This is a genomic window from Streptomyces sp. NPDC088747 (genome assembly GCF_044751025.1).
In the GTDB taxonomy this organism is placed as follows: domain Bacteria; phylum Actinomycetota; class Actinomycetes; order Streptomycetales; family Streptomycetaceae; genus Streptomyces.
In genome coordinates this window covers 425,840-451,201 of record NZ_JBIVKZ010000005.1, presented here as the reverse complement: position 1 = coordinate 451,201, position 25,362 = coordinate 425,840, and the positions used below count along the sequence as shown (strand labels likewise).

25 protein-coding genes and 1 tRNA gene are annotated in these 25,362 nt (G+C 71.9%); 14 read left to right on the top strand and 12 right to left on the bottom strand.

Annotation, left to right across the window (positions count from 1 at the left end; genetic code table 11):
* The first annotated feature begins 74 nt into the window (after nucleotides 1-74).
* On the top strand, nucleotides 75-812 hold the full coding sequence (locus ACIP79_RS15375; RefSeq protein ID WP_401223301.1) for a Tellurium resistance: 738 nt from the start codon (nucleotides 75-77) through the stop codon (nucleotides 810-812).
* A 23-nt stretch (nucleotides 813-835) separates the two neighbouring features.
* Here the strand turns inward: ACIP79_RS15375 and ACIP79_RS15370 are convergent, their stop codons facing one another.
* Nucleotides 836-1,696, bottom strand: a complete 861-nt coding sequence (locus tag ACIP79_RS15370; protein ID WP_401223299.1) for a TerD family protein — start codon at nucleotides 1,694-1,696, stop codon at nucleotides 836-838.
* Nucleotides 1,697-1,884: 188 nt separating this feature from the next.
* Here ACIP79_RS15370 and ACIP79_RS15365 point away from each other — a divergent pair, with 188 nt between their 5' ends.
* Genes ACIP79_RS15365 through ACIP79_RS15355 form a run of 3 tightly spaced genes read left to right on the top strand, consistent with a single transcriptional unit; the run spans nucleotide 1,885 to nucleotide 6,423 of the window.
* On the top strand, nucleotides 1,885-3,057 hold the full coding sequence (locus ACIP79_RS15365; protein ID WP_401223297.1) for an HpcH/HpaI aldolase/citrate lyase family protein: 1,173 nt from the start codon (nucleotides 1,885-1,887) through the stop codon (nucleotides 3,055-3,057).
* Nucleotides 3,058-3,103: 46 nt separating this feature from the next.
* On the top strand, nucleotides 3,104-5,593 hold the full coding sequence (locus tag ACIP79_RS15360; protein WP_401223295.1) for a phosphoribosyltransferase: 2,490 nt from the start codon (nucleotides 3,104-3,106) through the stop codon (nucleotides 5,591-5,593).
* Complete coding sequence (locus ACIP79_RS15355) at nucleotides 5,593-6,423, top strand: HAD family hydrolase (RefSeq protein ID WP_401223293.1); 831 nt, start codon at nucleotides 5,593-5,595, stop codon at nucleotides 6,421-6,423. The genes ACIP79_RS15360 and ACIP79_RS15355 overlap by 1 nt, the downstream gene beginning before the upstream one ends.
* A gap of 88 nt (nucleotides 6,424-6,511) precedes the next feature.
* Here ACIP79_RS15355 and ACIP79_RS15350 read toward each other — a convergent pair whose 3' ends face one another.
* The 4 genes from ACIP79_RS15350 to ACIP79_RS15335 all read right to left on the bottom strand — a co-directional run bounded on the left by ACIP79_RS15350 (nucleotide 6,512) and on the right by ACIP79_RS15335 (nucleotide 9,815).
* Nucleotides 6,512-6,733, bottom strand: a complete 222-nt coding sequence (locus tag ACIP79_RS15350; RefSeq protein WP_399213200.1) for a zinc ribbon domain-containing protein — start codon at nucleotides 6,731-6,733, stop codon at nucleotides 6,512-6,514.
* 40 nt (nucleotides 6,734-6,773) lie between these two features.
* Nucleotides 6,774-7,355, bottom strand: coding sequence for a DUF4383 domain-containing protein (locus ACIP79_RS15345; protein WP_401223292.1), 582 nt, complete (start codon nucleotides 7,353-7,355; stop codon nucleotides 6,774-6,776).
* 139 nt (nucleotides 7,356-7,494) lie between these two features.
* Complete coding sequence (locus tag ACIP79_RS15340) at nucleotides 7,495-8,931, bottom strand: hypothetical protein (RefSeq protein ID WP_401223290.1); 1,437 nt, start codon at nucleotides 8,929-8,931, stop codon at nucleotides 7,495-7,497.
* A gap of 74 nt (nucleotides 8,932-9,005) precedes the next feature.
* Nucleotides 9,006-9,815, bottom strand: a complete 810-nt coding sequence (locus tag ACIP79_RS15335) for a DUF4097 family beta strand repeat-containing protein (protein WP_401223288.1) — start codon at nucleotides 9,813-9,815, stop codon at nucleotides 9,006-9,008.
* Nucleotides 9,816-10,017: 202 nt separating this feature from the next.
* Here ACIP79_RS15335 and ACIP79_RS15330 point away from each other — a divergent pair.
* Nucleotides 10,018-10,092, top strand: a tRNA-Val gene (locus tag ACIP79_RS15330).
* Between the two features lie 104 nt (nucleotides 10,093-10,196).
* Here ACIP79_RS15330 and ACIP79_RS15325 read toward each other — a convergent pair.
* Complete coding sequence (locus ACIP79_RS15325) at nucleotides 10,197-10,952, bottom strand: hypothetical protein (protein ID WP_401223286.1); 756 nt, start codon at nucleotides 10,950-10,952, stop codon at nucleotides 10,197-10,199.
* A gap of 242 nt (nucleotides 10,953-11,194) precedes the next feature.
* On the opposite strand from ACIP79_RS15325, the gene ACIP79_RS15320 reads away from it, so the two are divergent.
* Both ACIP79_RS15320 and ACIP79_RS15315 read left to right on the top strand, forming a co-directional pair.
* Nucleotides 11,195-11,587 carry a hypothetical protein gene (locus ACIP79_RS15320; protein WP_401223284.1) on the top strand — a complete coding sequence of 131 codons (393 nt, stop codon included), beginning with the start codon at nucleotides 11,195-11,197 and terminating at the stop codon, nucleotides 11,585-11,587.
* A 129-nt stretch (nucleotides 11,588-11,716) separates the two neighbouring features.
* Nucleotides 11,717-12,289, top strand: coding sequence for an AAA family ATPase (locus tag ACIP79_RS15315; RefSeq protein ID WP_401223443.1), 573 nt, complete (start codon nucleotides 11,717-11,719; stop codon nucleotides 12,287-12,289).
* A gap of 42 nt (nucleotides 12,290-12,331) precedes the next feature.
* Here ACIP79_RS15315 and ACIP79_RS15310 read toward each other — a convergent pair whose 3' ends face one another.
* Nucleotides 12,332-12,667 carry a hypothetical protein gene (locus ACIP79_RS15310; protein ID WP_401223283.1) on the bottom strand — a complete coding sequence of 112 codons (336 nt, stop codon included), beginning with the start codon at nucleotides 12,665-12,667 and terminating at the stop codon, nucleotides 12,332-12,334.
* 152 nt (nucleotides 12,668-12,819) lie between these two features.
* Here ACIP79_RS15310 and ACIP79_RS15305 point away from each other — a divergent pair, with 152 nt between their 5' ends.
* The 3 genes from ACIP79_RS15305 (at nucleotide 12,820) to ACIP79_RS15295 (ending at nucleotide 15,397) form a co-directional block, all read left to right on the top strand.
* Nucleotides 12,820-13,278: a MarR family winged helix-turn-helix transcriptional regulator gene (locus ACIP79_RS15305; protein WP_401223281.1), complete on the top strand. Its 459-nt coding sequence runs from the start codon at nucleotides 12,820-12,822 to the stop codon at nucleotides 13,276-13,278.
* A gap of 104 nt (nucleotides 13,279-13,382) precedes the next feature.
* Nucleotides 13,383-14,807: an MFS transporter gene (locus ACIP79_RS15300; protein WP_401223279.1), complete on the top strand. Its 1,425-nt coding sequence runs from the start codon at nucleotides 13,383-13,385 to the stop codon at nucleotides 14,805-14,807.
* A 2-nt stretch (nucleotides 14,808-14,809) separates the two neighbouring features.
* On the top strand, nucleotides 14,810-15,397 hold the full coding sequence (locus ACIP79_RS15295; protein ID WP_401223277.1) for a hydrolase: 588 nt from the start codon (nucleotides 14,810-14,812) through the stop codon (nucleotides 15,395-15,397).
* A 170-nt stretch (nucleotides 15,398-15,567) separates the two neighbouring features.
* Here the strand turns inward: ACIP79_RS15295 and ACIP79_RS15290 are convergent, their stop codons facing one another.
* On the bottom strand, nucleotides 15,568-16,479 hold the full coding sequence (locus tag ACIP79_RS15290) for a ketopantoate reductase family protein (protein WP_401223275.1): 912 nt from the start codon (nucleotides 16,477-16,479) through the stop codon (nucleotides 15,568-15,570).
* 154 nt (nucleotides 16,480-16,633) lie between these two features.
* On the opposite strand from ACIP79_RS15290, the gene ACIP79_RS15285 reads away from it, so the two are divergent.
* Nucleotides 16,634-16,861, top strand: a complete 228-nt coding sequence (locus ACIP79_RS15285; protein ID WP_401223273.1) for a DUF2277 domain-containing protein — start codon at nucleotides 16,634-16,636, stop codon at nucleotides 16,859-16,861.
* A 37-nt stretch (nucleotides 16,862-16,898) separates the two neighbouring features.
* On the opposite strand, the gene ACIP79_RS15280 is transcribed toward ACIP79_RS15285, so the two are convergent.
* Nucleotides 16,899-17,528, bottom strand: coding sequence for a DedA family protein (locus ACIP79_RS15280; protein WP_383679665.1), 630 nt, complete (start codon nucleotides 17,526-17,528; stop codon nucleotides 16,899-16,901).
* A gap of 252 nt (nucleotides 17,529-17,780) precedes the next feature.
* On the opposite strand from ACIP79_RS15280, the gene ACIP79_RS15275 reads away from it, so the two are divergent.
* Nucleotides 17,781-18,362 carry a superoxide dismutase family protein gene (locus tag ACIP79_RS15275; RefSeq protein WP_401223272.1) on the top strand — a complete coding sequence of 194 codons (582 nt, stop codon included), beginning with the start codon at nucleotides 17,781-17,783 and terminating at the stop codon, nucleotides 18,360-18,362.
* Nucleotides 18,363-18,421: 59 nt separating this feature from the next.
* Here the strand turns inward: ACIP79_RS15275 and ACIP79_RS15270 are convergent, their stop codons facing one another.
* The 3 genes from ACIP79_RS15270 to ACIP79_RS15260 all read right to left on the bottom strand — a co-directional run bounded on the left by ACIP79_RS15270 (nucleotide 18,422) and on the right by ACIP79_RS15260 (nucleotide 22,975).
* Entirely contained in the window at nucleotides 18,422-20,416 is a 1,995-nt protein-coding gene (locus ACIP79_RS15270; protein ID WP_401223270.1) for an FAD/NAD(P)-binding protein, read from the bottom strand.
* A 181-nt stretch (nucleotides 20,417-20,597) separates the two neighbouring features.
* A complete protein-coding gene (locus ACIP79_RS15265; RefSeq protein ID WP_401223268.1) occupies nucleotides 20,598-22,235 on the bottom strand; it encodes an alkaline phosphatase D family protein in 1,638 nt (545 codons plus the stop codon).
* Between the two features lie 95 nt (nucleotides 22,236-22,330).
* Nucleotides 22,331-22,975, bottom strand: coding sequence for an HNH endonuclease family protein (locus ACIP79_RS15260; RefSeq protein WP_401223266.1), 645 nt, complete (start codon nucleotides 22,973-22,975; stop codon nucleotides 22,331-22,333).
* Between the two features lie 425 nt (nucleotides 22,976-23,400).
* On the opposite strand from ACIP79_RS15260, the gene ACIP79_RS15255 reads away from it, so the two are divergent.
* Both ACIP79_RS15255 and ACIP79_RS15250 read left to right on the top strand, forming a co-directional pair.
* Entirely contained in the window at nucleotides 23,401-23,982 is a 582-nt protein-coding gene (locus ACIP79_RS15255; protein WP_383679680.1) for a TMEM165/GDT1 family protein, read from the top strand.
* Between the two features lie 285 nt (nucleotides 23,983-24,267).
* Nucleotides 24,268-24,942 carry an HAD family hydrolase gene (locus ACIP79_RS15250; RefSeq protein WP_401223263.1) on the top strand — a complete coding sequence of 225 codons (675 nt, stop codon included), beginning with the start codon at nucleotides 24,268-24,270 and terminating at the stop codon, nucleotides 24,940-24,942.
* Nucleotides 24,943-25,362 lie beyond the last annotated feature (420 nt).

Sequence of the window (25,362 nt, the reverse complement as noted above, 5' to 3'; positions counted from 1 at the left end):
CTGAGAACGGGGCGGACGCGAGGACGAGTCCTCGCGTCCGCCCCGCGGCATATCGAGGCAACGTGGGGGCGGGAATGGGTATGTGGCAGGACCTGTGGCGCGGGCGCTCGGCGGACTTCGACTCGGGCAGCGCGGCCAGCAACTCCATCGAGCTGACCAAGCGCAACCGCACGGTGTCGCTCACCAAGCAGGGGGCGGCCACCGGGAACCTGCGCATCAACCTGTCCTGGCGGATGCGCACCTCCGACATAGGCGGGCCGCGACGCGGCAGCCTGCTGCGCCACCCCTTTCTGACGTTCAAGCCGGAAGTGGTCCAGGCGCACACCCAGAGCATGGTCAACGTCGACCTCGACCTCGGCGTCATGTACGAGCTCAAGGACGGCACCAAGGGCGTCGTCCAGCCGCTCGGCAGCTTCTTCGGCGAACTCAACGGCCCGCCCTACGTCAAGCTCAGCGGCGACGACCGCTTCGGCTCGGCGTCCGGTGAGACGATCTACGTCAACCTCGATCACCGCGACGACATCAAGCGGCTGCTGGTCTTCGTCTACATCTACGACCAGACCCCGGCCTTCGACCGTACGCACGCCATCGTCACGCTCTTCCCGAGCAACGGACCGCGCGTGGAGATCAGCCTCGACGAACGCCACCCGCAGGCCCGTTCCTGCGCGGTCGTGATGATCGAGAACGTCAAGGACGAGCTGATCGTCCGCCGCGAGGTGCGGTTCGTCTACGGCTTCCAGGCCGAACTGGACCGGCTGTACGGCTGGGGGCTCCAGTGGGGCCGTGGGTACAAGTCGAAGGCCGCCCGCTGAGCACCGCTCTCCTGAAGCGGGTGTCAGCGGCCGATGAACTGGGGTCCCTGCGGCGGCAGTCGGAAGTCCGGGTCCGGCTGGGCGCCGACCGCCTGCGGGAAGCCGTACGCCGGTGCCGTGGCCGGCGCCGTCTGGGGCCCGGGATATCCGTAGGCGGGCTGGCTGGACGGCTGTGGATAGCCGTACGCGGGCTGGGTGGCAGCGGGCGCGGTCTGCGGCCCGGGGTAGCCGTACGCGGGCTGCTGGGGCACCGGGGCGGGCTGCTCGGGAGGCAGCGGCATGGAGGTCTCCGGCGCCGGTGCGGGCGCCGACCAGGCGGGGGAGTCGGGAGCGGCCGGCTCCGACTCGTCCACCGAGATCCCGAAGTCGCCCGCCAGCCCCTGGAGGCCGTTCGAGTAGCCCTCGCCGAGCGCCCGGAACTTCCAGCCACCGCCGCGGCGGTACAGCTCGCCGCAGATCAGCGCGGTCTCCGAGCCGGTCTCCGGCTTGATGTCGAAGTACGCGAGCGGCTCGGCGTCCGCGACGGAAGCGTCATACAGCAGAATGCGCAGGCCCCGTACGCGGTCGAAGGTGACGTCCTCCGCCGACGCGACCAGCAGAATCTGTCCGACCGCGGACTCGACACCCGCCAGATCTGTCTGGATCGTGTCGGTAAGACCCTCTGTCCCGCGTTTCTTGCCGAGCAGCCTGACCGTGCCCGAGGGGTGGCGTGGCTGGTTGTAGAAGACGAAGTCCTCATCGGATCGCACACGACCGTCGGGGCCGAGGAGCAGCGCCGAGGCGTCCACGTCGGGGACTCCCTGTCCGGGCGTCCAGCGCAGCACCGCGCGTACCGCCGTGGCGTCCAGCGGGACGTTCGATCCCTTCAGCATCGCGTGCGTCATGCGGTCATCCTGCCCTCTGGGGCCTGGTCACGACAATGCGGGGCAGAAGATCCCCGCCCGCCAACGAAGAACAGCTGACACGGCTGCGTTACCAGAACTTCATGCTCGATGGGAACCCCCGACATGGATTCGTACGTACTATTACCGGCCACATTCGATCAGGCCGCCTAGCCGCTACGGGGAGATTCATGCGTCATTTTGGTCATATCGCCCCGGAAGAGCGTCAGCGCCTCTTCTACCGGGAGCCGACCCTCTTCACCGCCGAGTCACCGGCGCGAGTGCTCTCCGCGGCCCTCGGAGCCACCCTCTACAGCCCCGCGACCAGGCCCCAGCTCGCCGACGACATCGCCAAGCTGGGCGGCCGGGGCGTGGTCTCCATGGTGCTGTGCCTGGAGGACTCGATCGACGACGCGGAGGTCGTGGGCGCCGAGGAGAACCTGGTCAGGCAGTTCACCGACCTCGCCGGGCGGCCCGGGAGCCCGGAGCTCCCGCTGCTCTTCGTACGGGTCCGTGAGCCCGAGCAGATCCCCGACCTCGTCCGGCGGCTCGGCCCGGCCGTGCGGCTGCTGTCCGGATTCGTCCTGCCGAAGTTCACCGAGGAGCGCGGCGTCCCCTTCCTGGAGGCGCTGACGGCGGCCGAGAACGCGAGCGGGCGGCGCCTGTTCGCCATGCCCGTCCTGGAGTCGCCCGACCTGCTCTACGTGGAGAGCCGCAGGGAGACCCTGGAGGGCATCCACCGCACGGTCACCAAGTACCGCGACCGCGTCCTCGCGCTGCGCCTCGGCGTCACCGACTTCTGCTCGGCGTACGCCCTGCGCAGGGCGCCCGACATGACCGCGTACGACGTCCAGATCGTCGCCTCCGTGATCGCCGACGTGGTGAACGTGTTCGGGCGGGCCGACGGCACCGGCTTCACGGTGACCGGCCCGGTGTGGGAGTACTTCCGCGCCCAGGAGCGCATGTTCAAACCGCAGCTGCGCCGCAGCCCCTTCACCCCCGAGGCCGAGGACCTGCGTGACTCGCTGATCGAGCACGACATGGACGGGCTGCTGCGCGAGATCTCCCTCGACCGCGCCAACGGCCTGCTCGGCAAGACCTGCATCCACCCCTCGCACGTCCTTCCCGTGCACGCGCTGTCCGTCGTCAGCCACGAGGAGTACACCGACGCTGAGGACATCCTCCGGCCCGAACGCGGCGGCGGGGGTGTGCTGAGGTCGGCGTACACGAACAAGATGAACGAGGTGAAGCCGCACCGCGCCTGGGCCGAGCGCACCCTTCAGCGCGCCGAGGTCTTCGGTGTCGCCAACGAGGACATCGGCTTCGTGGAACTGCTGGCCGCCGGACTTCCCCACCAGCCCTAGCCGCCGCGCCCGAGCGGTGCCGCGTACTTCTACCGACAAGGAATTGATGAACAACGTGGTGTGGACGGGGACCTGGGTCGCCGAGCGGCTCGGCGTCGAACTGGTCGGCGACGAGAAGCTGAGCGACCTGCTGGGGCTCGCGCTGCGGCGCAACCCCAAGCGGGCGCATCTGCTCGTCTCGAACGTGCTCGGCAAGCACGTGCCGCAGTCACCGTCCGTGGTGTACGGCCACGGGTTCGCGCTCGGCCGCCGGGTGCGCGACCTGCTGGGCGCCGAGGAGTCCCGCGCCGCGGTGGTCCTCGGCTACGCGGAGACGGCCACCGGGCTCGGCCACTGCGTCGCGGACGGGGTGGGCCTCGCGCCCTACCTGCACTCCACCCGCCGGCCCGTACCCGGCGTCGCCAGCGCGGGCGGCTTCGAGGAGTCCCACTCGCACGCCACCTCGCATCTGCTCCTTCCCGAGGACCCGGACCTCCTCGCCGGCTCAGGACCGCTGGTCCTGGTCGACGACGAGTTCTCCACCGGCAACACGATCCTCAACACCATCCGCGACCTGCACGCCCGCTATCCGCGCGAGCGGTACGTGGTCGTCGCCCTCGTCGACATGCGGTCGGCCGCCGACATGGGGCGCCTGGAGGAGTTCGCCCGGGAGATCGGCGCCCGGGTGGACCTGGTGACGGCCGCCTCGGGGACGGTGCGGCTGCCCGAGGGGGTACTGGAGAAGGGGCAGGCGCTGGTCGCCGAGTACGAGGCGGCGGCGAGGGAGTCCTCGGGGTCTTCGGGCTCTTCCGGGTCCTCGGGGTCCTCGGGGTCCGGGGTGCTCGCTCCGTCGCGGCCCGGGAGGGTCGGCCGGGTCGAGCTCGGCTGGCCCGGCGGCGTTCCGGACGGCGGGCGGCACGGCTTCGCGCCCGGCGCCCGAATACGTCTGGACGGTGCGCTGCCCGCCCTGGCCGCCCGGGTCGCCGACGCGCTGCCCGACGACGCCCGGCGGGTGCTCGTCCTCGGCTTCGAGGAGCTGATGTACGCGCCGCTGCGCCTGGCCCGGGAACTGGAGCAGGTCGTCGCCGCCGAGGTGCGGTACTCCACGACCACCCGCTCCCCGGTGCTCGCCGTGGACGACCCCGGCTACGCGATACGCAGCCGGCTCGTCTTCCCCGCCCACGACAACCCGGACGACGGCCCCGGCGAGCGCTACGCCTACAACGTCGCCGGCGCCGGCTTCGACGCCGTGGTCGCCGTCGTCGACTCCACCGCCGACACCCCCGAACTGCACGCCGAGGACGGCCTGTTGGCACAGCTCGCCGCGCACACCCCGAGCGTCCTGCTCGCCGTCGTCCCCTCGTACGTCCCCGCACGGCCGTCCACCGAAAGGCCCTCCATGCTGCCCGAGCCCCTCCGCGGCCCAGCCTTCTCCAGTTACGCGCCGGAGGACGTCGGCTGGCTGCTCCAGGACCTCTCGGAGGTGACGCTGGAGGCGCCGACCGAGGAGCGCGAGGAGGCCATCCAGAGCGGCGGCGCCCACTACGCGGAGTCGCTGCCGGTCGAGTACCAGCCGAGCGCCCACTACCAGGAGCTCTTCCACGTCGCCCTCGACACCTCGGCCGCCCGGATCGCCCAGGCCGTCGGCGCGGTCACCGAACTCGTACTCGCCGAGAGATCACCGCGCCCCGTCCTGGTGTCGCTGGCCCGCGCCGGTACCCCGGTCGGCGTCCTGATGCGCCGCTGGGCCAAGGACCTCCACGGCCTCGACCTGCCGCACTACGCCGTCTCCATCGTCCGCGGCCGTGGCATCGACACGAACGCGCTGCGCTGGCTGGCCGCCCACCACGACCCCGCCGACGTCGTGTTCGTCGACGGCTGGACGGGCAAGGGCGCGATCACCCGCGAACTCGCCGACGCGATCAGGGAGTTCGAGGAGGCCGAGGGCGTCACCGGCTTCGACCCGGAGATCGCGGTACTGGCCGACCCCGGCTCGTGCGTACGGACGTACGGCACCCGCGAGGACTTCCTGATCCCCTCCGCCTGCCTCAACTCGACGGTCTCCGGGCTGATCTCGCGCACCGTGCTCCGTGCCGACCTGGTCGGCGAACACGACTTCCACGGCGCCAAGTTCTACCGCGAACTCGCCGGCTCCGACGTCTCCGTCGACTTCCTGGACGCCGTCACCGCCCGGTTCCCCGACGTCGCCGACGCGGCGGGCGCCCAGGCCAAGGAACTCCTCGCCGCCGACCGCACCCCCACCTGGGAGGGCTGGCGGGCGGTGGAGCGGATCAGCGAGGAGTACGGCATCCACGACGTGAACCTCGTCAAGCCGGGCGTCGGCGAGACCACCCGGGTGCTGCTGCGCCGCGTCCCCTGGAAGATCCTGGCCCGCGCGGGAGCGGGCGCCGACCTCGACCACGTACGCCTGCTCGCCGGGCAGCGTGGCGTGCCCGTCGAGGAGGTCGCCGAACTCCCTTACACCTGCGTCGGGTTGATCCACCCGAAGTACACGCGCGGTGCGACGGGTGCCGACGGCAGGGCGGTGAACGTCTGATGGCCCCCTCGCCCAGGACGCTCGTCGCCAGCGACCTCGACCGCACGCTCATCTACTCCACCGCCGCCCTCGCGCTGACGATGCCGGACGAGCTGGTGCCGCGGCTGCTCTGCGTCGAGGTGTACGAGGGCAAGCCGCTCTCGTACATGACGGAGACCGCGGCAGCTCTCCTCACCGAACTCGGCGAGGCGGCGGACTTCGTCCCCACCACGACCCGCACCCGCGCGCAGTACCAGCGGATCAGCCTGCCGGGTCCCGCCTCCAAGTACGCGATCTGCGCCAACGGCGGGCACCTGCTCGTCGACGGGGTGTCCGACCTGGACTGGCACGGACGGGTGACCACGCGGCTCGCCGGTGAGTGCGCGCCCCTCGCCGAGGTGCGCGCCCACATGGAGGCGACCGCCGACCCGCTCTGGGTCCGCAAGCACCGGGTCGCCGAGGACCTGTTCGTCTATCTCGTCGTCGAGCGCGAGCTGCTGCCCGAGGACTGGGTCAAGGAACTCGCCGTCTGGGCCGACAGCCGTGGCTGGACCGTGTCCCTCCAGGGCCGCAAGATCTACGCCGTGCCGAAGCCGCTCACCAAGAGCGCGGCGATGAGGGAGGTCGCCCGGCGTACCGGAGCGACCCTCACCCTCGCCGCGGGCGACTCCCTCCTCGACGCCGACCTGCTCCTCGCGGCCGACCGCGGATGGCGCCCCGGGCACGGCGAACTGGCTGAGGAGGGCTGGACCGCCCCGACGATCACCGTGCTGGCCGAGCGGGGGGTAGCCGCGGGGGAGCGGATCGTGGGGGAGCTGTTGGCGGGGGTCGGTAGCCCCGTAGCTCCGTAGCCCCAAAGCCCCGTAGCCACGTAGCTCCAAGGCCCGTAGCCCGGAGCTACGTGGCCCCGCAGATCGTGGCGACCCCCGCGTAGGGGGATCAGCCGCAGCAGCCCCCGCCGCAGCAGCCGCCGCCTCCGCCACCGCCGCCGGGGGCAGGGGCCGGCGCGGAGGCCGAGCCGCCCACGGCGACCGTCGACAGCAGCTTCACCGTGTCGTCGTGTCCGGCGGGGCAGGCCGCGGGGTCGGAGGACTCCGCCATCGGGCGGCTCTTTTCGAACGTGTCGCCGCAGGTCCGGCAGCGGTACTCATAGCGAGGCATGAGGCTCAGGTTAGCGGGCCCGCGGTGCCGCCGACGAGGGTCACTTGTCGAGCTCGGCCCGCCTCGCGCGCTGGAGGGCGACCGCGTGGACCTTGGCCCTCAGCCGCTGCTCCTCCTCCCGCCGCTCGGGATGGCGGGACCTCCAGTACGGGTTGTCGTGGGGCAGCGCCGAGCCGACCCTCCCGTACATCCCGAAGAACATCAGCAGGACGCCCACGACAAAGCTGAACAGCACGTTCTGGATGCGGAACGCGAGGAAGTTGGCGCCGGTGTCGAGCAGCGCCAGGTTCACGAAGCCGCTGAGGATGAAGAGGACGCCGAGGACCATGTTCAGGGTGGAGGCGAAGTTCCCGCCGATCACCATCCCCGCGAACAGGAGCAGCCCGGCGCAGATCGACAGCACGCTGAGCGCGCCGTTGGTGCTCAGCCCCGCGACCTGGTCCCCGCGGGTGTCGAAGAAGCCGACCTTGTCGATCAGGCCCAGGATGCCGAACACGAGCAGCACCAGGCCCATCAGGCCCGCGCCGATGCGGTAGAAGGTGCTGAGACGGTGATCGACGGGCAGATGCTCGTCGAGGTTGATGCGCCGCCTGGTTCCCGGGCGGAGTACGTGCGTGGCCATGTCCGCCTCCTCCCGCTCTCAGCGGAGGCCTGCCTCCCGCACCTGGCGGAGGCCCGCGTCGTCTCTTCAGCATCCGCCCGGGACGCCGGGACCGCCACCTCCGGGCCTCACGAGCCGGCCCGTCGGCCCGTCGGCCCGCTCAGGCCCCGCCGCCCCGTTCCTCGCGGATCTGCGAGACGACCCGCGTCACCGACTGCCGTACCGCCTCGGTCTCCGTCAGGAAGTGCCAGTAGTCGGGGTGGCGGCCCTCCAGCGAGGTGATCGCGCGCTCCAGGCGGGCCACCGCGTCGTCGAGGGGGCGGGCCTGACGAGGGTCCGGGGTGTTGCGGCCCGCCATCGCGAGGCGCTGGGCGTCCCTGATGGCGAAGCGGGTGCGGTCGATCTCCTGCTGCGGGTTCTTCGACACGGCGTTCAGCCGCCGCAGCCGGTCGCCCGCCGCCGACACCGCCTCGTCGGTGTTGTTGAGCAGCGCACGGACCGTCGACAGGAGGGCGGTCGCGTCGGGCCAGCGCTGCTCCTCACGGGCGGTCCGCGCCTCCTTCAGCTTCAGCTCGGCCTGCCGTACGCTCTCCGCGGCCTGGTCCGGTACGTGCTGGAGGTCCTGCCAGCACGCCGCCGAGAACCGGCGCCGCAGTTCGCTCAGGACCGGCTCCACCTGCCCGGACCGGGTGGTCAGCGCCTGCGCGCGGGTACGCAGCGAGACGAGGCGGTGGTCGATCTCGGCGGCCCGCTCCGGCAGCCGGTCCGCCTCCGCCCGTACCGCCTCGCCCTCCTTCGAGACCCGCTCGGCGCGCTCCAGCGTCTCCGGCACGCCGTGGGTGCCCGCCCCCTGGTTCAGCTTGGTCAGCTCGGGGGCGAGGGCGGCCAGCCGGGCGGCGAGGTCATCGGCCCTGAGCCCCGCTCCCCGTACGCCGTCCAGCGCGTTCGACGCGGCCAGCAGGGTCTGGCGGGCGCGCTCGACGGACGGGGCGAGCCGGGCGAGCTGGGTCTCGGCCTTGCCGAGCAGCGGTCCGAGCCCCTGCTCGAACCGGTCCAGGTCCGTCTTGACGCGGCTCAGCTCGTCCTTGGCGGCGGTGAGTTCGGTGCGGGCCCGCGCGGCGACCGAGGCCTCCAGCTCGTCCCGGTCGAGGTCGTGGGCGTCGACGGCGGTGATGTACTGCTGGCTGGCCTCGTCGATGCGCCGGCCCAGCGCCTCGAAGTCGGAGACGGCGCGGCGGGCGGCCGGGGAGGCGTCGACGGCCGTGATCGTCTCTATCGAGATCCGCAGATCGCGCTGGGCGGTGTCGAGTTCGTAGAAGGCGGCTGCCGCGGCGTCCTTGGCGGCCTGCGCCTCGGCCCGCTGGCCCTCGGAACGCCCGCCGAACCAGCGCCGCGTGCCGCCGCCGGCGAAGGCCGCGGGCAGCGCGAGGGCGACGAGCAGGGGCAGGGACATGAGGGTCAGCGCGTCACGGGCGGCGTGGGAGAGGGCGTGCCGAGCACCGGTGGCGCGGCCTTCCCGGGACCCCGGGGGGCGACCACCTTCTGCCTGTGCGCATGGCACAGACGGCGTGTACGGCTGTGAAGGTGTCGCCGTCACATCCCTCTCCCGTGCTGTGATTCGCCCTGCCAGGTGTCATTCTCCCACCCGTTGAGGACGAACACACGGGTCGGTTAGTTCGCGGTTCGCACCGTGATCTTCCCGTCGCCGGTGCGGGCGGACACCACATGGGAGCTGGCGTCGCTCCGAGGCACCGACACGTCCACCGAGCCGTCTCCCGTGTCCGTCGTCACCTTGTACGTCTCCTGGGGCAGCGCGATCGTGACGGAGCCGTCTTGGGTGCGGGACTCGACGAGGTCGGGGACGGTGTCGAGTTCCAGCCGTACGGAGCCGTCGGCGGTACGGGCCTGGACGCGCCGCGAGTCGACGCCGGACGCGTGGATGGACCCGTCGGCGGTACGCAGGTCCAGCGGTCCTGCGGAGTCCTTCACCCGCACCGATCCGTCGGCCGTACGGATGCGCAGCGACTCCTCGAAGCCCTCCGCGCGCACGCTTCCGTCCCCGTCCTTCACGTCGACGGAGACGCCGCGCGGGACCACGATCCGGTGCTTGGCCGAGCAGTCGGCGATCACTCCCGAGCACTTCATCCGCAGTACCAGCCGGTCGCCGTCCATCTTCCAGGTCACCCTGGGGTCCCCGCCGATGGCGACACTGCCCTTGAACCAGCGGGTGACCTCGACCTTCCTCGCGTCCTCCGAGTCCGCCACGACCAGTTCCAGGGCGGAGTCGTCGGAGTCGACGGTGAGCGTACGGCCACTCAACGCGAAGGAGCGCTGCTCGGGGTCCTTGTCGTCCCCGGCATTCGCCCCGCACCCGACGGCGAGCACCGCGACGACCCCGACGACTCCGGTGACGGCGACCGCCCGGGTGCGGGTACGTGCGGTTCCGGTGCGTGCGGTTCCGGTACGTGCTGTGCGAGCCATGTGGATCTCCCCCTGCGATACGGCGACGGTGCCGGGCCCCTCTGGCACCTGCTCTTCCGACGCACCTCGAACCTACGGATCCGCGCACCGCGGGGGCATCCGGGCCGCTCCCGGATCAAGGGTGGGGTAAACCCCCGAACGGGCCCCCGGATACGGGTTTGCCGGGCATGCCCCCAGGCAATGTAGGCTGTCGACTCGTCCTGGGCGCGTAGCTCAGTGGTAGAGCGCCGCCCTTACAAGGCGGATGTCGGCGGTTCGAAACCGTCCGCGCCCACCAGGTCCGGGATGTGTGCGAGGCCCAGGTCAGCCGGTGTGAATCGGGTGGCCTGGGCCTTGGTCTTTGCCGGCCTTCGGCTGGTCTTTTCCGGCAGGGTGGGGCGTCTACGCGGGGACTGCTTTCCTGGCCATGCTGTCCGCGTAGTTGAGCAGGGCCGAGACGGTGTCGCGGGCTGTGCCGAGGTGGGCGTTGTCTCCTGGGGTCAGGGTCACTGAGGCGAAGACGTCTCCGCGTACGCCGCCGCACTCCCAGTAGGCGGCGGTGGCGCCCTCGACGGCGGCCCCCTGGAAGCAGTAGTTGCCGGGGGCCGGGTCGTCGGCGAGTGGCGTGTCCCAGACGGACAGTTCCTTTATGTGGGCTTCTCCGCGCTGCCGTGCGTCGTCGCCGGCCGGGTAGATCTCCAGGTAGGCGAAGATCTGGAAGGTCTCCTCTCCATCGTCGCCCGGGAGGAACACGCCGACCTCGGGGTCGATGCCGATCTTCAGCTGTACGGACGTCAGTTTGGTCGGGCCCGACTCCATTCCGGAGTTCGTCGGCGCCAGTCCCTGCGGTACGAGCGGATCGGGGAGCCGTTGGTCGAAAGGGCCCCGCTCGACCAGCGCGGCAAGGACCACAGGGTCGGCCTCGGGGGAGTCGTCGCCGGGCTCGACCAGGAAGAGCGGCACAACTCCCGCGACCGTGGCGAAGGTTACGGCGAGGGTGCCCATCCTGTTGTGCCAGGACTGCGGGAGCAGTTGGACGACGCCGACCGCCGTACAGATGGCGCCGATCGTCAGCACCATCCGCAGCCAGCCGTTCGTCACGAGGAGGTTGGCCACCAGCAACTGCCCGACCCCGGCGAGCGCGAGCGCCCCGCCCATCCCGTACCTGATCCGAAGCCGACGCCGACTCTCCTCGGACCGCCCACCGGACCCGCCCCCGTCGGCCCCGCCCGCGCCGGAAGCGTCTCCCGAGCCCGACGCCGACGTGTCCGTACCCGAATCGGCCCCGTCCCCGGGCACCGTGGTTGAGCCGACCATGGACTGAAACGGCCCTCCCATCCGGATCAACTACCGCTTGAAGCAAGCCAGATCGTACGACAGCGGCTCGTATTGTTCCCGGCATGTTCGAGACGATCCAGTGGCACTGTCATGTCCGGGCGACAGACCGTCGCGCCGCGGAGCGGGTGATCGGCCGCCTCGCAAGTCGGTTGGATCGCCCCATCGAGCTCCAGAGCTACGAACGGTATGGGAAGTTTCCCGAGCTCGCCCGGTTGCGGCTGGTCTCTCCGGTCCGGTGCCCCACTGCGGAGCACGCGTTGATGACCGCCCTTGAGTACGCGTGGACGATCGCGACGCCATGGAGCCTCGGCAGTCCGGGACCGAGCCCACGCCAGGAGTTCGAGGGCATCGCGGCCGCCAACATCGGAGCCCGTTTCAGCGTCCCTGGGATCGAGTGGATGGAGTTCCGCATCACGAGGTCGAGTGGCAGCGGAGATCTTTCGGGGACCGAGTGACTCCGTTTGGGATCATGGCCGTGCGGCGGGTGTTGGCCCGCGGGGGCAATGCGGGCGGAAGGGGGGCATCTCGTGGCGACCGAGGTGAATGGTGAGGCCGCGGAGGGTGTCGAGTTTGAGCACTCGCGGATTCCTGCGACCCCCGTCGGTGGTGTCGTCGTTCTGCTCAACGGGGCTTCCAGTTCGGGGAAGAGCAGCATCGCTCGGGAGCTTCTCGGGGTGCTCGACGGGACCTGGTTCCATATGCCGGTGGACGCGTTCCACTCCATGCGTGGGGGCGGTGAGATCGCGGACGAGGATCTTCAGGCGGAGATCGACCGGACGGCCAAGGGCTTTCACCGGGCCGTCGCGGGGATGGCGGCCGGGGGCAACAATCTCGTCGTCGATCATCCGCTGAGCCGTCGCTGGCGGTTGCTCGACCTGCTCGGTCTGCTGGTGCCGGAGGACACGGTCCTCGTCGGAGTCCGGTGTCCGCTGCCCGAGTTGGAGCGCCGGGAGCGTGAACGCGGGGACCGCTGGCCGGGGTTGGCCGCCATGCAGTACGACGCGGTCCATTCCCACGGGCCGCACGACCTCGACGTCGACACCAGCCTCCACAGCCCGCGGGAGTGCGCTCTGCGCGTACGGGACCTCCTGGCGGACCGTCCGCGCCCAACCGCCTTCGAAACGCTCCGGCGGACCCTTCGAACACCGCTCAGATGACTCCTCCGGCGGCGTACTGACCGGCGTACTGACCCGCCGCCCTCACGCCGGGCCTTCCGGCCCGGCGTGCTTCAGGCGCGCGCGGCCGTCGACCGTTTCCGCGGGCGTGACCTCCGACCAGTAGCGGTGGCAGGTCACGAACACCGCGAGCTCGCGTTCGCGGCGGCGGAGCTTCTCCACTTCGGCCTGCTCGTCGGGGGTCCAGCCGGGGGAGGCGGGGCGTTCCACCTTGCGCCAGCCGTTGGTGTCGCTGAAGCCGTCCAGCGGTTCGACCGACCAGGGGAGTCGCTTCAGCAGGGCCAGCAGCTCGGCCCGGACCTGATGCAGCTCCTCCTGACCGGCCAGGAGGTCACTCGGAAAGTCATAGGTCGCAGCCACGCGGCAATGGTACGCCTGTTCGAATTTGGGATGCGAGTTCCTTCCGGGACTTCACGCGGACGGATGAGGCCATGCATGCCGCGATTTTTCTCGCAGGTAAGACTGTCCAGTTGCAACTGGACAGTCTTACCTGAAGGAATTACCGTGGAGATATGGATCAAGACACCGACGGTTCCGGCGGCGCCTCCGACTCCGCCGCGCGCGCCGCGCGTGATCTGCGCGTGGCGTTCAGCCGGCTGCGGCGGCGTATCAGGGAGGTCTCGGAAGCGACGGACCTCACGCCCTCGCAGGTGTCCGCGCTCACGCTGGTGAGCAAGAGCGGAGCCGCGACGGCCAGTGCGCTGGCCGCCGCCGAGGGCGTCCGCCCGCAGTCCATGGCCGCCACCCTCGCCGCACTCGACGAGCAGGGGTTCGTCCAGCGGAACCCCGACCCGGGGGACGGCCGGCGCCAGCTCGTCACGCTGACCGACGCCGGGCGCGAGCGGGTCGAGGGCACCCGGCAGGCCCGTTCGGAGTGGCTGGCCCAGGCCTTCGAGGACCGCTGCACGGAGGCCGAGCGGCAGACCGTCATCGAGGCGATGGCCGTACTGGAACGGCTCACCCGGCCGTGATACCGATCCTCGCCGCCCGAATACCGCACCGAGCCCGTTCGGCCCGCCCCGCCCGGCACCCCCGCCCGACCCCTACCGGCTTCGACCGCCGCCTCATCGCCCCGATGATCATCGGCTCCGTACTCAACCCGGTGAACTCCTCGATGATCGCCGTGGCGTTGGTGCCGATCGGAGCCGCCTTCGGGGCGCCGCCCTCGCGGACGGCGTGGCTCGTCTCCGCGCTGTATCTCGCGACCGCCGTGGGGCAGCCCGTCGTGGGGCGGCTGGTCGACACGTACGGGCCCCGTCGCCTCTACCTCATCGGTACGGCACTGGTGGGTGTCGCCGGACTGCTCGGCGCCCTCGCCCCGTCCCTCGGCGCGCTGATCGCCGCCCGGGTGCTGATCGGATTCGGTACGTCGGCCGCGTATCCCGCGTCGATGTACCTCACCCGGAGCGAGGCCGAACGCACCGGGCTCAAGAGCCCGGCCGGGGTCCTGACCGCGCTCTCGGTGGCCAACCAGACCGTCGTCGTCATCGGCCCCACCCTGGGCGGACTGCTCATCGGCGCGGGCGGCTGGCGGCTCATCTTCACCGTCAACATCCCGCTGTCGCTGGCCTGTCTGGTGCTCGGTTCGCTGCGGTTGCCGAAGCACCCCTTCCGGGCGGCGGACGCGGCCGACGCGCCGAACGCGGCCGACGCGCCGGACGCGGTCGCCACGCCGGACGCGGTCGCCACGCCGCCGGCCAAGCGCGCCGTGGACGTCCCGGGCATGCTCCTGTTCGCCGCCATGCTCGTCTCGATGATGCTGTTCCTGATGGAACCGGGCGTCGCCGAGCTGTACCTGCTGGGGCTGACGGCCGCCGCGGGGACGGGCCTGGCCCTGCGCGAACTACGGGTGCGGGAGCCCTTCATCGATCTGCGGGTGCTCGGCGGCAACCTGCCCATGCTGGCCACCTTCCTGCGCCAGTTCCTGGGCTTCACCGCCGTCTACGGCTTCCTGTACGGCTTCACGCAGTGGCTGGAGGAGGGCCGCGGGCTGCACGCGTCCGCCGCCGGACTGCTGCTGCTCCCGCTGTCGTTGAGCGCGCTGATCGTCTCCAGCGTGACGGGACGGCGTGAGGCGGTGCGCGCCAAGCTGGTCGTCGGCAGCGTCGTGCAAATCGTCGCCTGCGCGCTGCTGCTGGTGGTGGGCTCCGGCAGTCCGGTCTGGCTGCTCGCGGGCGTCGGCCTCCTCATGGGGATACCGCAGGGCCTGAACGGCCTCGCCAACCAGAACGCCCTCTACCGGCAGGCCGACGCCGACCGCATGGGCTCCGCCGCCGGACTCCTGCGCACCTTCACCTACCTCGGCGCGCTGGGTGCCTCCGCCGCCACCGCGACCTTCTTCGCCCACGGCGCCGACACCCACGGGCTGCACGAACTGGCCCTGTTCATGCTCGTCGGAGCCGTGCTGCTGCTGGTGGCGACCCTCCTGGACCGCTCCCTCCGCACCATCACCCCCACCACCTCCGCGACCCCCACCACCCCCGTTTCCGGAAAGGCCTGACCATGGCTCTCACCACGCTCGACCCCCGTACCGCACTCGTCCTGATCGACCTCCAGAACGGGATCGTCGGGAACCCGGGCCTCGCCCCGTACCCCGGCTCGGAGGTCGTGGAGCGCGCCGGCCGGCTCGCCGACGCCTTCCGTGAGCACGGCCTCCCGGTCGTCCTCGTACGGGTCACCGTCGCCGCCGACGGCGCGGACGCGGTGCCCGGCCGCACCGACGGCGGCAGCCGCTCCCGTACCTGGCCCGAGGGCTGGGACATCGTCGTCGACGACCTGACCGGGCACCCCGAGGACATCACCGTCACCAAGCGGAACTGGGGCGCCTTCCACGGCACCGACCTGGACCTGCACCTGCGCCGCCGGGGCATCACCCAGATCGTGCTGGCCGGCATCGCCACCAGCATCGGCGTGGAGTCCAGCGCCCGCGCCGCCCACGAGCACGGCTACCACGTCACCCTCGCCACCGACGCCATGTCCGACATCACCGAGGAGACCCACCGCAACAGCGTCGAGCGGATCTTCCCCCGCCTCGGCGAGACCGGGACGACGGCCGAGGTCGTCGAACTGCTGGCGAAGACCCGCGCCTGACGCGTCGGGAGCGCGAAGCCCGCCTCGGACGCGTCCGCGGGGCTGAAGCTGCTCCCCGACGCGTCCGCGGGGCTGACGCCGCTCCCGGACGCGTCCGCGGGGTTGAAGCCGCTCCCGACGCGTCAGGAGGCCGAAGCCGCTCCCGACGCGTCCCCACGGCGGCGGTGCGGTCAGTGACCGGCCGTCGCCAGCTCCCGTACCAGCCTGCTCGCCACCGGCACGGCCACCCCGTGCCGCTCGGCCGCGCGCAGCAACGCGCCGCCGATCGCGTCCAGTTCGAGCGGGCGGCCCGCCTCGGCGTCGCGCTGCATGGAGGACTTCGTGGCGGCGGGGAAGGAGTGGTACGGCACGAGCGCGGCGGCCGGGTCGGCCGGGGCGCCGCACGCGGTGCTGACGGCCGCCGTCTCCTCGACCAGCGCCGCCAGTTCGGCACGGTGGCGGGTCCGTACGTCGCCCAGCGGCAGCGCGTAGCGCGTGGTCAGCAGGGCGAGGGGCGCGAGGAAGGTCAGCTTCGCCCACAGCGTCGCGGCCTCGCTGTCCTTGACGCGCACGCCGAGCCCGGCACCCTCCAGGGTGGCGGCGAGCGCGTTTAGCCGCTCACGTCGCACGGTCTCACCGGTCAGGTCGACGTCCGCGAACGGACTGCCGTGCTCGATCAGGCCCGGCGCCAGGCGGGTCGACTCCACGCGGATCGCCGCCGGGGCCACCCGCTCGGAGCCGTAGCGCTCGCGCAGGGCGGCGGGGTGTTCGACACCGTTCAGGAACGGTACGAGGAGGCCGTCGCCCGGCGCCCCCACCGGGACCCGCTCCAGCGCCGCGTCGAGCGCCGTGGCCTTCACCGCGATCAGGATCGCGTCGACGGGTTCCCGCAGCTCGGTGTCGGCCTCGACCCGGGCCGTGAAGTCGCCGAAGTGCCCGCTGCGTACGCGGATGCCGTCCGCGCGCAAAGTCCGCGCGGTCTCGTCCCGCGCCAGGCAGATCACCCGGTGTCCGGCGCGGGCCAGCAGCGCCGCCAACAGGCCGCCGACCCCGCCGGGGCCGAGCACCGCGACCGTCGTATCCGGAACTCGTTCTGTCCTCATGGCTGTCCTGGTCCTCTCGTCGGTCGGCCCCTGGAGAGGTGGCCGCCTCGGAACGGATCATCCCAGCCGGTGCGGGGCCGCCGATACCCCGGTGCGGTGCCGCCGATACCCGGGTGCGACGGACGGCGGGCCGGGTACGCGCGACACTGGACGTATGTGCCGCAGCATCAAGACACTCCGTCCGCCCGTCATCCCCGAAGAGGCCACCGAGGAGGAGATCCGCGCCGCCGCGCTCCAGTACGTCCGCAAGGTGTCCGGCTTCCGCGCCCCCGCCGCCCACAACCGTGAGGTCTTCGACCACGCGGTCGAGGCGATCGCGGCGGCCACGGCCGAACTCCTGGACGGCCTGGAGGTACGCGGCGCGACACCCCAGCGCGCCTGAGCCCGCTCAAGCGCGCGTCAGGCACGCCCGCCCCGCCCTACGTACCGTCCGGCTGCTCCTCCGACACGGGAGGCCGCCGCATCAGGTACGCCGCTCCCGCGCCCGCGCCGAACAGCGCCAGGAGCGAGACCCCCGCGGCGAGCCAGGTCGCGCCCAGCCACTGGCCGCCGAAATAGCCGAGGGCGACGCTGTAGACCGCCCAGGCCAGGCCCGCCAGGATCGACCAGGGCAGGAAGTCGCGCACGCGGCGGTGGGCCGCGCCGGCGCCCAGTGAGACGACCGAGCGGCCGGCCGGGGCGAAGCGGGCGATCACGACCAGCGCGCCGCCGCCCCGTGCGAGAGCCGCGCCGAGACGTTCCTGCGCGCTGGTCAGCCGACGGGAGCCGGCGATGGCCCGGTCGAGCCGTTCGCCGCCGCGCCAGGCGAGGCGGTAGGCGACCAGGTCGCCCAGCACGGAGGCCGTGGCCGCGGACAGGGTGAGGAACAGGATGTCCGGCACCGCGTGGGGGACATCGCCGGTCGCGGAGCCCGCCGCGGCGGCCGTCGCGGCCATGATGACCAGCACCCCGCTCGGCAGCACCGGCAGGAAGACGTCCAGCAGGACCGACGTGGCCACCGCCACGTAGATCCATGGGCTGCCCGTCAGCGACCCCACACTCTCAAGCACCGAAACACTCCCCTGTGACTCCCCCGTAGGCACAACCACGCCGCGGCGTAGCGGGGAGCGGCAAGGCGGCCTGTGACAGCCATACAGCGTACGCGGCCGGTGTGACAGCAGTTCCACGGGGGGCTCGTGGGTCACTCGCGGCACGTTCACCCGGACGCCGCCTCCGCACGGCGTACCTCGCCGACTTCCCGTACCAACGAGTGGGGGACCGATCTCGCGGGCGCGCGCAGGCCCGGAAGGAGTGGGACAGCGATGGTGGCAGGAATATTCGTCGGTGCCGTGGCGTCGGCCGTGCTCGCGACGGGCGGTGCCGGTACGGCCGCACCCGACGGCTACTGGATGCGGACGGACGCGCGCTTCGCGCCGCCCACCGCCTTCGTCCCGTCGGCGGCGGTGACGTACGAGGCGTCGCTCGTGCCCGCCGCCGCCCGGATCGAGGTGAGCCAGCACACCCAGGCCGGCGGCGCCACGACCGTGCGGCTGAAGGTGGCGGGTCTGAAGCCGGGTCACGTGTACGGCGCGCATGTGCACCGGAAGCCGTGCGGCGCCGAACCGGCCGCCGCGGGCGGCCACTACCAGCACCGTGAGGACCCTAAGCAGCCGTCGAAGGACCCGGCCTACGTCAACGCCGACAACGAGGTCTGGCTGGACTTCACCGCCGACCGCGACGGTGCGGGCGGCGCGAGCGCGCGGCACGGCTGGAACTTCAGGCCCGGCGAGGCCGCCTCCGTCGTCCTGCACGACGGGCGGGGCATGGCCGGCGGCAGGGTCGGCTGCTTCACGGTCCCGTTCGGATGGACGGCAGGGTCGGCCGGGTCGGCCACGGCGGACTGAGCGGGTACGACCACGGTGCCCGCCCCTCGTCTACCGCGTCCCACGGGGCCCGCCCCACGTCAGGTGAGGAAGCCCTGGTCAACGCTCGCGAGTTCAGCATGTGGCCATGAGTCCGACCTCGCTTGCGATGCTGACCGCGACAGCAATTGCGCGTCCGTCACCGCCGCCGTCCCGGCCGTCGTCGCGGGTGGTCCCGCCACCGAGGCCGCCCGCAGTGCCGCCCGCGCGACCGCGTCCGCGTCAGCGAGTGTGACCGAGTCCACGCCGGGTCTGGCCCCGGCCGCGGTCACCCAGTGCACCCCTTCCGTGGGCACGCCGAAGGCGAACCGGCGTGTGTGCGCCCGGCCCTGACGGTCGATCAGGCGGTAGGGGCGCGGTGTCACGTCCAGTCCGCCGGTCTCGTAGCCGTCGACGGTGTGCGGGCGGCAGTGGCCGGTCGCGAGCAGTCGCCCGAGGAGTTCGTCGGCGGTGCGCCGCACGTCGGCCTCCGGCAGCCGCGCCTCTATCAGCGTCGTCGCGCGGACGGCCGAGCCCGGCACGTCGGGGGAGTGCGCGACCCAGGCCCTGTCCTCGGCCCGCACCTCGGTACGGGGGCCGAGGACGGTCAGCGTGCCCGCCTCGATCAGCGCCGCCATCTCCTCGACGCGCCTCCGGGGCGGCCCGATGGAGAGGAACGCGTTGAGCGGTGTGTACCAGCGGTCCAGGTGCTCCCGGCGCGAGACGCCCGAGAGTCCTCCGTGGTCGACGATCTGCCGCAGTTCGTTGCGCAGGTCGCGCAGCACGTCCAGGGCGGCCTTGAGCGGGCCCTCGACGTTCCCGAGCGCGGCCTGCGCGGCGTCCTCGCGCAGATGACCGAGGAGCCAGTCCCGCCAGGCGCCGGGATCGGCGAACACCCGACCGGTGTACGGGCGCGAAATGCGTTCCCAGGACCAGCGGTCGGCGTCGGGGACGCCGAACTCGGCCAGTATGGCGGCCTCTTGGGGGCCGCGGTGCGGGGCGGCGAGGAAGCGGTCCCTGAAACGTCCGGGTCCGGTGAGCCCCAACAGCCCCTCGTAGTAGACCGTTTCCACCTCCTTCGCCACCAGCGGCCATATCTCGCGCAAGAAGTCCGGCGCGTCACCTTTGTTCGCGTTGTCCGCGCGCTTGCGGAAGGAGGCGATCACGTCGTCGGTGAGGACGAGGGGGAGATGCCGGCCGTAGGGGCCCTTCGCGTTGTCGCCGCGGGCCTGGTGCGGGATGCCGCGGCGGGAGCCGGCGTACAGGAGCGGCTCCTCGCCCGAGGGGAGGTAGCGCAGGGCGCCGTCGCGGGTCCGGGTGAAGCGGCCGCCGCGGCCGGTGGTCAACAGGGCCATGTGGTCGAAGAAGTTGAGGCCGAGGCCGCGCAGCAGGACGGGCTCCCCGGGGGCCAGCGGGGAGAGGTCGACGTCGGCCGGGTTGGCGGGCCGGACGCGGCGCAGGCCGTGCTGTTCGGCGTACGTGGCCAGGCGCCGTTCCGCGGGGTCGGCGAGGACCGGCAGGTGGCCCTGGGTGAGGATCACGGCGCCGAGGCCGGACAGGGTGCGGCCGTCGGAGAGGGTGAGCGTCTGACGGCCGTCGCGCGCGTCGTCGAGCCGGGTGGCGCGGGCGCCGTGCACCTCGACCCGCACCTCGGGCGGCGCCCCGCGGACCACCTGGGCGAACACCCACTCCAGGTAACGGCCGTACTGGGCGCGGGTCGGGTACTCGTCCGGCCCCACGCCGCCGCCCGCCCAAGCGTGCAGGCTCGGCCCGGGGCGTATCGGCCCCGAGCAGTCCACGCTCTCGTCGGTGAAGAGGGTCACCTGCGAGGCCACGGTGTTCATGAGCAGGTGCGGCGACTGCGCGGTGCGCCAGACGCGGCCGGGTCCCGGCGGGGCGGGATCGACGACGTGGACGGTCAGCCGCGCGCCGGGGGCGAGGAGTTCGGGCACGGAGGCGCAGAGGCGTTCCAGGACGCTGGTGCCGCGCGGGCCGGCGCCGACGAGGGCGACGCGGACGTGGGGGGTCCCGGCGGGCGCGGCGGGTAGTGCGGACAACGAGGTGACTCCCGGGCGTGGGGGGCGCGTAGCGGCGGACCGCCCGCCGGAAGCGGACGGTCCGCATCATCATGCCGTCGTGCGGTGCGGGAGCCGAGACCTGGGGCGGATCATCGGCCCCGCATGTGGGATGCCTCACGAGCATCCGGGACAAGGCGCACAACAACCGTGCGCAATGGGCTTATCGGGGGGTGAGTTCGGATTCGTGCACCGTCTCCAGGCGGGTGCCGTCGCGCAGGGCCTTTGCCTGGTCGAGGCGCAGGGACGCGGAACGGCCGCGCAGCGTCAGGGTCATCAGCTGGTTGCCGAACCAGGGCCCGGCGGTCCTGCCCCACTCGACGGGCGGGTGCGCGCAGCGCCCGTGCCGGCGGAGCCGGTGCCCGATCACGCGCCCCAGCCGACTCCACCCGAAGCGGAAACCGAACTTTATGTAACCGGGGACGGAGTTGTGGACGGGGGAACAGGTCAACTGGACCACCCGGGAGTCGGGTTGCACACCCTCGACCCAGGACGGCTCGGCGACGTACGCGTGGTGCACGTCCCCGGACAGCACGCACACCGTCGCCGGGAAGTCCTCGCCCGTGCCCACCTCCGCGATGAACTCGGCGAGGGCGTCGAAGGAGGACGGGAAGGCCGCCCAGTGCTCCAGGTCGGCGCCCCTGCGCACCTTCTCCCCGAACCGCGCCCACCGCTCGCCCCGTTCGCCCACGCACAGCGCGGCGTTCCAGGCCTCGGCGTCGTGTATCAGCGGGGGGAGCAGCCAGGGCAGGGAGGTGCCGATGAGGAGATGGTCGTACGAGCCGGGCGACTCCAGCGCCTGTTCGCGCAGCCACTTCGCCTCGCCGGGGTCGATCATCCGGCGGTTCTGCTCGTCGAGGACGCGGGCCGCGCGGGTGTCGAGCATGACGACGCGGACGCGGCCGAAGTCGCGGCGGTAGCTCCAGCGGACGGAGGCGGGGTCGGTGTCCGCCCGCTCGGCGAATTCGCGCAGTACGTCGGTGCCGTCGGGGGACTCGCGGACGGCGGCGTACAGGGGGTCCTCGGCCAGTTCGCGGGGGGAGAGGTTGCCGAGGTGCTGGTAGACCCAGTACGAGGTCAGGCCGCTCAGGATCCGCTCGCGCCACCAGGGCGTGGCGCGCATGTCGGCGACCCAGGAGGCGCTGGTGTTCCAGTCGTCGATGACGTCGTGGTCGTCGAAGATCATGCAGCTGGGCACGGTGGACAGCAGCCAGCGGATCTCGGGGTCGAGCCAGGACTCGTAGTAGAGGTGGGTGTACTCCTCGTAGTCCGCGACCTGGTGGCCCGGCGGGTCGTCGAGGCCGCGGCGGGCGGCGATCCAGTCGAGCGTGGCCTCGGAGATCTCGTCGGCGTAGACCTGGTCGCCCAGCAGCAGCAGGACGTCCGGGCGTTCGCCCTCCGGTGACCCGGCGATGCGGGCCGCCAGGGTGTCCAGGGCGTCAGGGCCCGCCGGGTCCTTCTCGTTGTCGGGTGGCGCGGCCCAGCGGCAGGAGCCGAAGGTGACCCGCACGGTGTCACCGTCGGGGGTGCTGACGACCGAGGGCGGATAGCGCGAGTCGGGCAGCGGCCACACGGGCACGTCGTCCAGCAGCACCTCGTACGCCGTCCTCGTGCCCGGGGTCAGTCCGCTCACCGGCACCAGCGCGTAGTGGTGTCCGGAGATCTGGAAGGTCGGGGCCCGGCCGCGAGTGCCGTCGGCGCAGCGCACCTCGGCGGTGCACGGACGACTCGTCTCGACCCAGAAGGTCGCGGACGAGCCGTCGACGTACCTCAGCAGCGGTCCCAGGCGCAGTTCCGCCAAGTTGATCAGCCTCCTCCGTCGCCCCGTAGGGTACGGAACGACGGAGGGTGGCGTGGCTGTTCCGGGAACCGGGCGCTGAACAAAAGGTGTGGGTTTCAGCAGCCGCTGAGGACCGAGGTCAGTTTGGACTTCTCGGCGGAGTCGACCGAGAGGTCGTAGTAGTACTTGACCTGGACCCAGGCCCGGACGTACGTGCAGGCGTACGCGGTGCGCGACGGCATCCAGGTGGCCGGGTCCTGGTCGCCCTTGGACTGGTTCACGTTGTCCGTGACCGCGATGAGCTGCGGACGGGTCAGGTCGTTGGCGAACGCCTGGCGGGTGGCGCTGCTCCAGCCGTCGGCGCCGGAGTCCCAGGCCTCGGCCAGCGGCACGAGGTGGTCGATGTCGAGGTCGGACGCGGCGGTCCAGGTGGCGCCGTCGTAGACGGAGTACCAGCTGCCGCTGGTGGCGGTGCAGGCGGAGTTGGTGACGACGCTGGAGCCGTCACGCTTGAGGACCGTCTCCCGGGTGTTGCAGGCGCCGGAGATGGTGATCCAGTGGTTGAACAGGTCGCGGTCGTAGCCGGTACGGTCCTCCGTCGCGACGGTGAGGGACGCGAGGTAGGTACGGGCGGTGGCGGCGCTGACGGGCGTGGGGAGCGCGGCGGAGGCGGTCGGGCCGTTGAATATCCCGACCATGGCTATCAGTCCGGTGACGGCGGCGAGTATGCTCAGGCGTCGACGCGCGTAGACCTTGGGCATGCGAACTCCCTTGTGGTGGGGGGCCGTTGAGGACGAGCGAGCACATGCTTGCGGCGGCGCGTTTCCAGGAGATGTGCGCCAGGTGAGAACCTAGTGACGTGTACATGTCACATCAAGACCTGTGACCGACCAGAACACCTACGTCGACCATGGGACCAAAGTCACTACGTCCCCTTCTGCGCCGTCGCGTACCATGGACGACGCAGAAGGGGAGTAGCTCTTCGCCGGGACCGTCGACATACTGCTCAGCTCGTCTGAGCCGGCGCCCGGAGGCAGACCTCGTGACACGGGGCCGGCCAGCGAGACCTTCGGCAAGCAGTGCACTGCCCGTGCCTCTCGGCGCGGGTGACGCCGTGTGCTGCCATGCCGAGGTGTCGCAGCGCAGCACGGACTCTCGGTGGGGCGGCCCGACCGATTGAGGGATTTTGATCAGCTTCAGCGTGATGGCGCTCGTCTTCGGTGTCGTCTTCCTGGCCGAGTTGCCGGACAAGACCGCGCTCGCCGGACTCGTCCTCGGCACCCGCTACCGCGCCTCGTACGTCTTCGCCGGCGTCGCCGCCGCCTTCGCCCTCCATGTCGCTCTCGCCGTGGCCGCGGGCAGTGTCCTGACCCTGCTGCCGCAGCAACTCCTGCACGCCCTCACCGGCGTCCTCTTCCTCGGCGGCGCCGCGGTGCTCCTGATGAAGAAGGACGAGGACGAGGCGGAGGTCCGCAAGCCCGAGAACCAGGGCTTCTGGAAGGTCTCCGGGGCGGGCTTCATGCTCATCCTGGTCGCCGAGTTCGGCGACCTCACGCAGATCATGACGGCGAACCTCGCGGCCCGCTACGACGACCCGCTCTCCGTCGGGCTCGGCGCGGTCCTCGCCCTCTGGGCCGTGGCCGGGCTCGGTATCGTCGGCGGCAAGGCGCTGATGAAGCGGGTGCCGTTGCGGCTGGTGACCAAGGTCGCGGCGGTGCTGATGCTGGGGCTGGGATTGTGGAGCCTGTTCGAGGCGCTGGTGGGCTGAGGCGGGCCCGGCCCGACAGGGTCCAGCCCCGTCGACCCAGGTGTCCATCCCGGGCCCTCCCGGTGTCCCGGCGTCATCGGGAAGGTGTCCTTTCCCGCCCCGGGGGACTGAATGCCTGGTCGGAGGCGGTGGCGCCGACCCCCCTCCGTTTTGTATCGTAAAGAAACAAAGTGACTCCCGTCCGCACACCCTGACCGGCGGGCGGGGTCACCTTGTCCCTCGGGGGACGCGGCCGGGCCCCCTCCGGCCTCAGCCACGTCTCCCACATCTCCCGCGCTCTGGAGCATGCCGATGACGACGGCCCCGACCGTTCTGACCGCCCGCGCCCTCCTGCTCGACATGGACGGCACCCTCGTCAACTCGGACGCCGTCGTCGAGCGCTGCTGGCGCCGCTGGGCGGACCGGCACGGGCTGGACGGGGACGAGGTCATGAAGGTCGTCCACGGCAGGCAGGGGTACGCCTCCATGGCCGTACTGCTGCCGCACCGGCCGATGGAGCAGAACCACGCGGACAACGCGCGGATGCTCGCGGAGGAGACCGCCGACATGGACGGGGTCGTCGCGATTCCCGGTGCGGCGGAGTTTCTGGCTGCGCTCACCGGGGCGGGGTTGGCGCATGCGCTGGTGACCTCCGCGGATGTCGGGCTGTCCACCGCGCGGATGGGCGCGGCCGGGCTCGCGCTTCCCGATGTGCGGGTCACCGCGGAGTCCGTCGGGGCGAGCAAGCCGGATCCCGAGGGGTTTCTCAAGGGGGCGGCCGAGCTTGGGGTGGCGCCGGAGGACTGTGTCGTCTTCGAGGACTCCGGGGCGGGGATCTCCGCGGGGCGCTCCGCCGGTATGCGGGTCGTCGGGGTCGGCCCCCGAGCCGGCTTCCACCGTCCCGACGCCCTCGTCCCCGACCTCACCAAGGTCCGGGTCGAACCCCTCTGGGGCGGCGGCATCCGCCTCCACCTCAACTGACCCAACCCTTCCTCGCCCCCTCCGCCCCTACCCGTCCCGTCCCTGGGGGCTGCCGCCCCCAGACCCCCGCATCGCGCTGACGCGCTCGTCCTCAAACGCCGGACGGGCTGAAAAGCCACCCCCGGCCCAGAGCCGATACGGCGAGCGGCCCACCGGCGGAAGGGCCCTCGGCCCGATGGCCGCCCACCGGCGGAAGAGGGCGGAGTCCACTCGGCCGGAGACCTGCTGTGGCCCACCGGCGGAAGAGGGTGGAGACCGCTGGGCCGGAGACCTGTTGTGGCCCACCGGCGGGAGGGGCCGGGGGTCGGTACATCACATGCCCGTCGCGTACGTTCGCGTCACCGGGGTCGTCTCCAATCGACCGGCGTTTGATCCGGCGGCGACGGGCGGATGTACCGGCCCCCGGCCCCGACCCACCCA

What these genes read in the sequence shown, in the direction of transcription:
- ACIP79_RS15375 (WP_401223301.1), top strand. Translation starts at nt 75, where the DNA reads ATGGGTATGTGGCAGGACCTGTGGCGCGGGCGCTCGGCGGACTTCGAC.
- ACIP79_RS15370 (WP_401223299.1), bottom strand. Translation starts at nt 1,696, where the DNA reads ATGACGCACGCGATGCTGAAGGGATCGAACGTCCCGCTGGACGCCACG.
- ACIP79_RS15365 (WP_401223297.1), top strand. Translation starts at nt 1,885, where the DNA reads ATGCGTCATTTTGGTCATATCGCCCCGGAAGAGCGTCAGCGCCTCTTC.
- ACIP79_RS15360 (WP_401223295.1), top strand. Translation starts at nt 3,104, where the DNA reads ATGAACAACGTGGTGTGGACGGGGACCTGGGTCGCCGAGCGGCTCGGC.
- ACIP79_RS15355 (WP_401223293.1), top strand. Translation starts at nt 5,593, where the DNA reads ATGGCCCCCTCGCCCAGGACGCTCGTCGCCAGCGACCTCGACCGCACG.
- ACIP79_RS15350 (WP_399213200.1), bottom strand. Translation starts at nt 6,733, where the DNA reads ATGCCTCGCTATGAGTACCGCTGCCGGACCTGCGGCGACACGTTCGAA.
- ACIP79_RS15345 (WP_401223292.1), bottom strand. Translation starts at nt 7,355, where the DNA reads ATGGCCACGCACGTACTCCGCCCGGGAACCAGGCGGCGCATCAACCTC.
- ACIP79_RS15335 (WP_401223288.1), bottom strand. Translation starts at nt 9,815, where the DNA reads ATGGCTCGCACAGCACGTACCGGAACCGCACGCACCGGAACCGCACGT.
- ACIP79_RS15325 (WP_401223286.1), bottom strand. Translation starts at nt 10,952, where the DNA reads ATGGGCGGGGCGCTCGCGCTCGCCGGGGTCGGGCAGTTGCTGGTGGCC.
- ACIP79_RS15320 (WP_401223284.1), top strand. Translation starts at nt 11,195, where the DNA reads ATGTTCGAGACGATCCAGTGGCACTGTCATGTCCGGGCGACAGACCGT.
- ACIP79_RS15305 (WP_401223281.1), top strand. Translation starts at nt 12,820, where the DNA reads ATGGATCAAGACACCGACGGTTCCGGCGGCGCCTCCGACTCCGCCGCG.
- ACIP79_RS15300 (WP_401223279.1), top strand. Translation starts at nt 13,383, where the DNA reads ATGATCATCGGCTCCGTACTCAACCCGGTGAACTCCTCGATGATCGCC.
- ACIP79_RS15295 (WP_401223277.1), top strand. Translation starts at nt 14,810, where the DNA reads ATGGCTCTCACCACGCTCGACCCCCGTACCGCACTCGTCCTGATCGAC.
- ACIP79_RS15290 (WP_401223275.1), bottom strand. Translation starts at nt 16,479, where the DNA reads ATGAGGACAGAACGAGTTCCGGATACGACGGTCGCGGTGCTCGGCCCC.
- ACIP79_RS15285 (WP_401223273.1), top strand. Translation starts at nt 16,634, where the DNA reads ATGTGCCGCAGCATCAAGACACTCCGTCCGCCCGTCATCCCCGAAGAG.
- ACIP79_RS15275 (WP_401223272.1), top strand. Translation starts at nt 17,781, where the DNA reads ATGGTGGCAGGAATATTCGTCGGTGCCGTGGCGTCGGCCGTGCTCGCG.
- ACIP79_RS15260 (WP_401223266.1), bottom strand. Translation starts at nt 22,975, where the DNA reads ATGCCCAAGGTCTACGCGCGTCGACGCCTGAGCATACTCGCCGCCGTC.
- ACIP79_RS15250 (WP_401223263.1), top strand. Translation starts at nt 24,268, where the DNA reads ATGCCGATGACGACGGCCCCGACCGTTCTGACCGCCCGCGCCCTCCTG.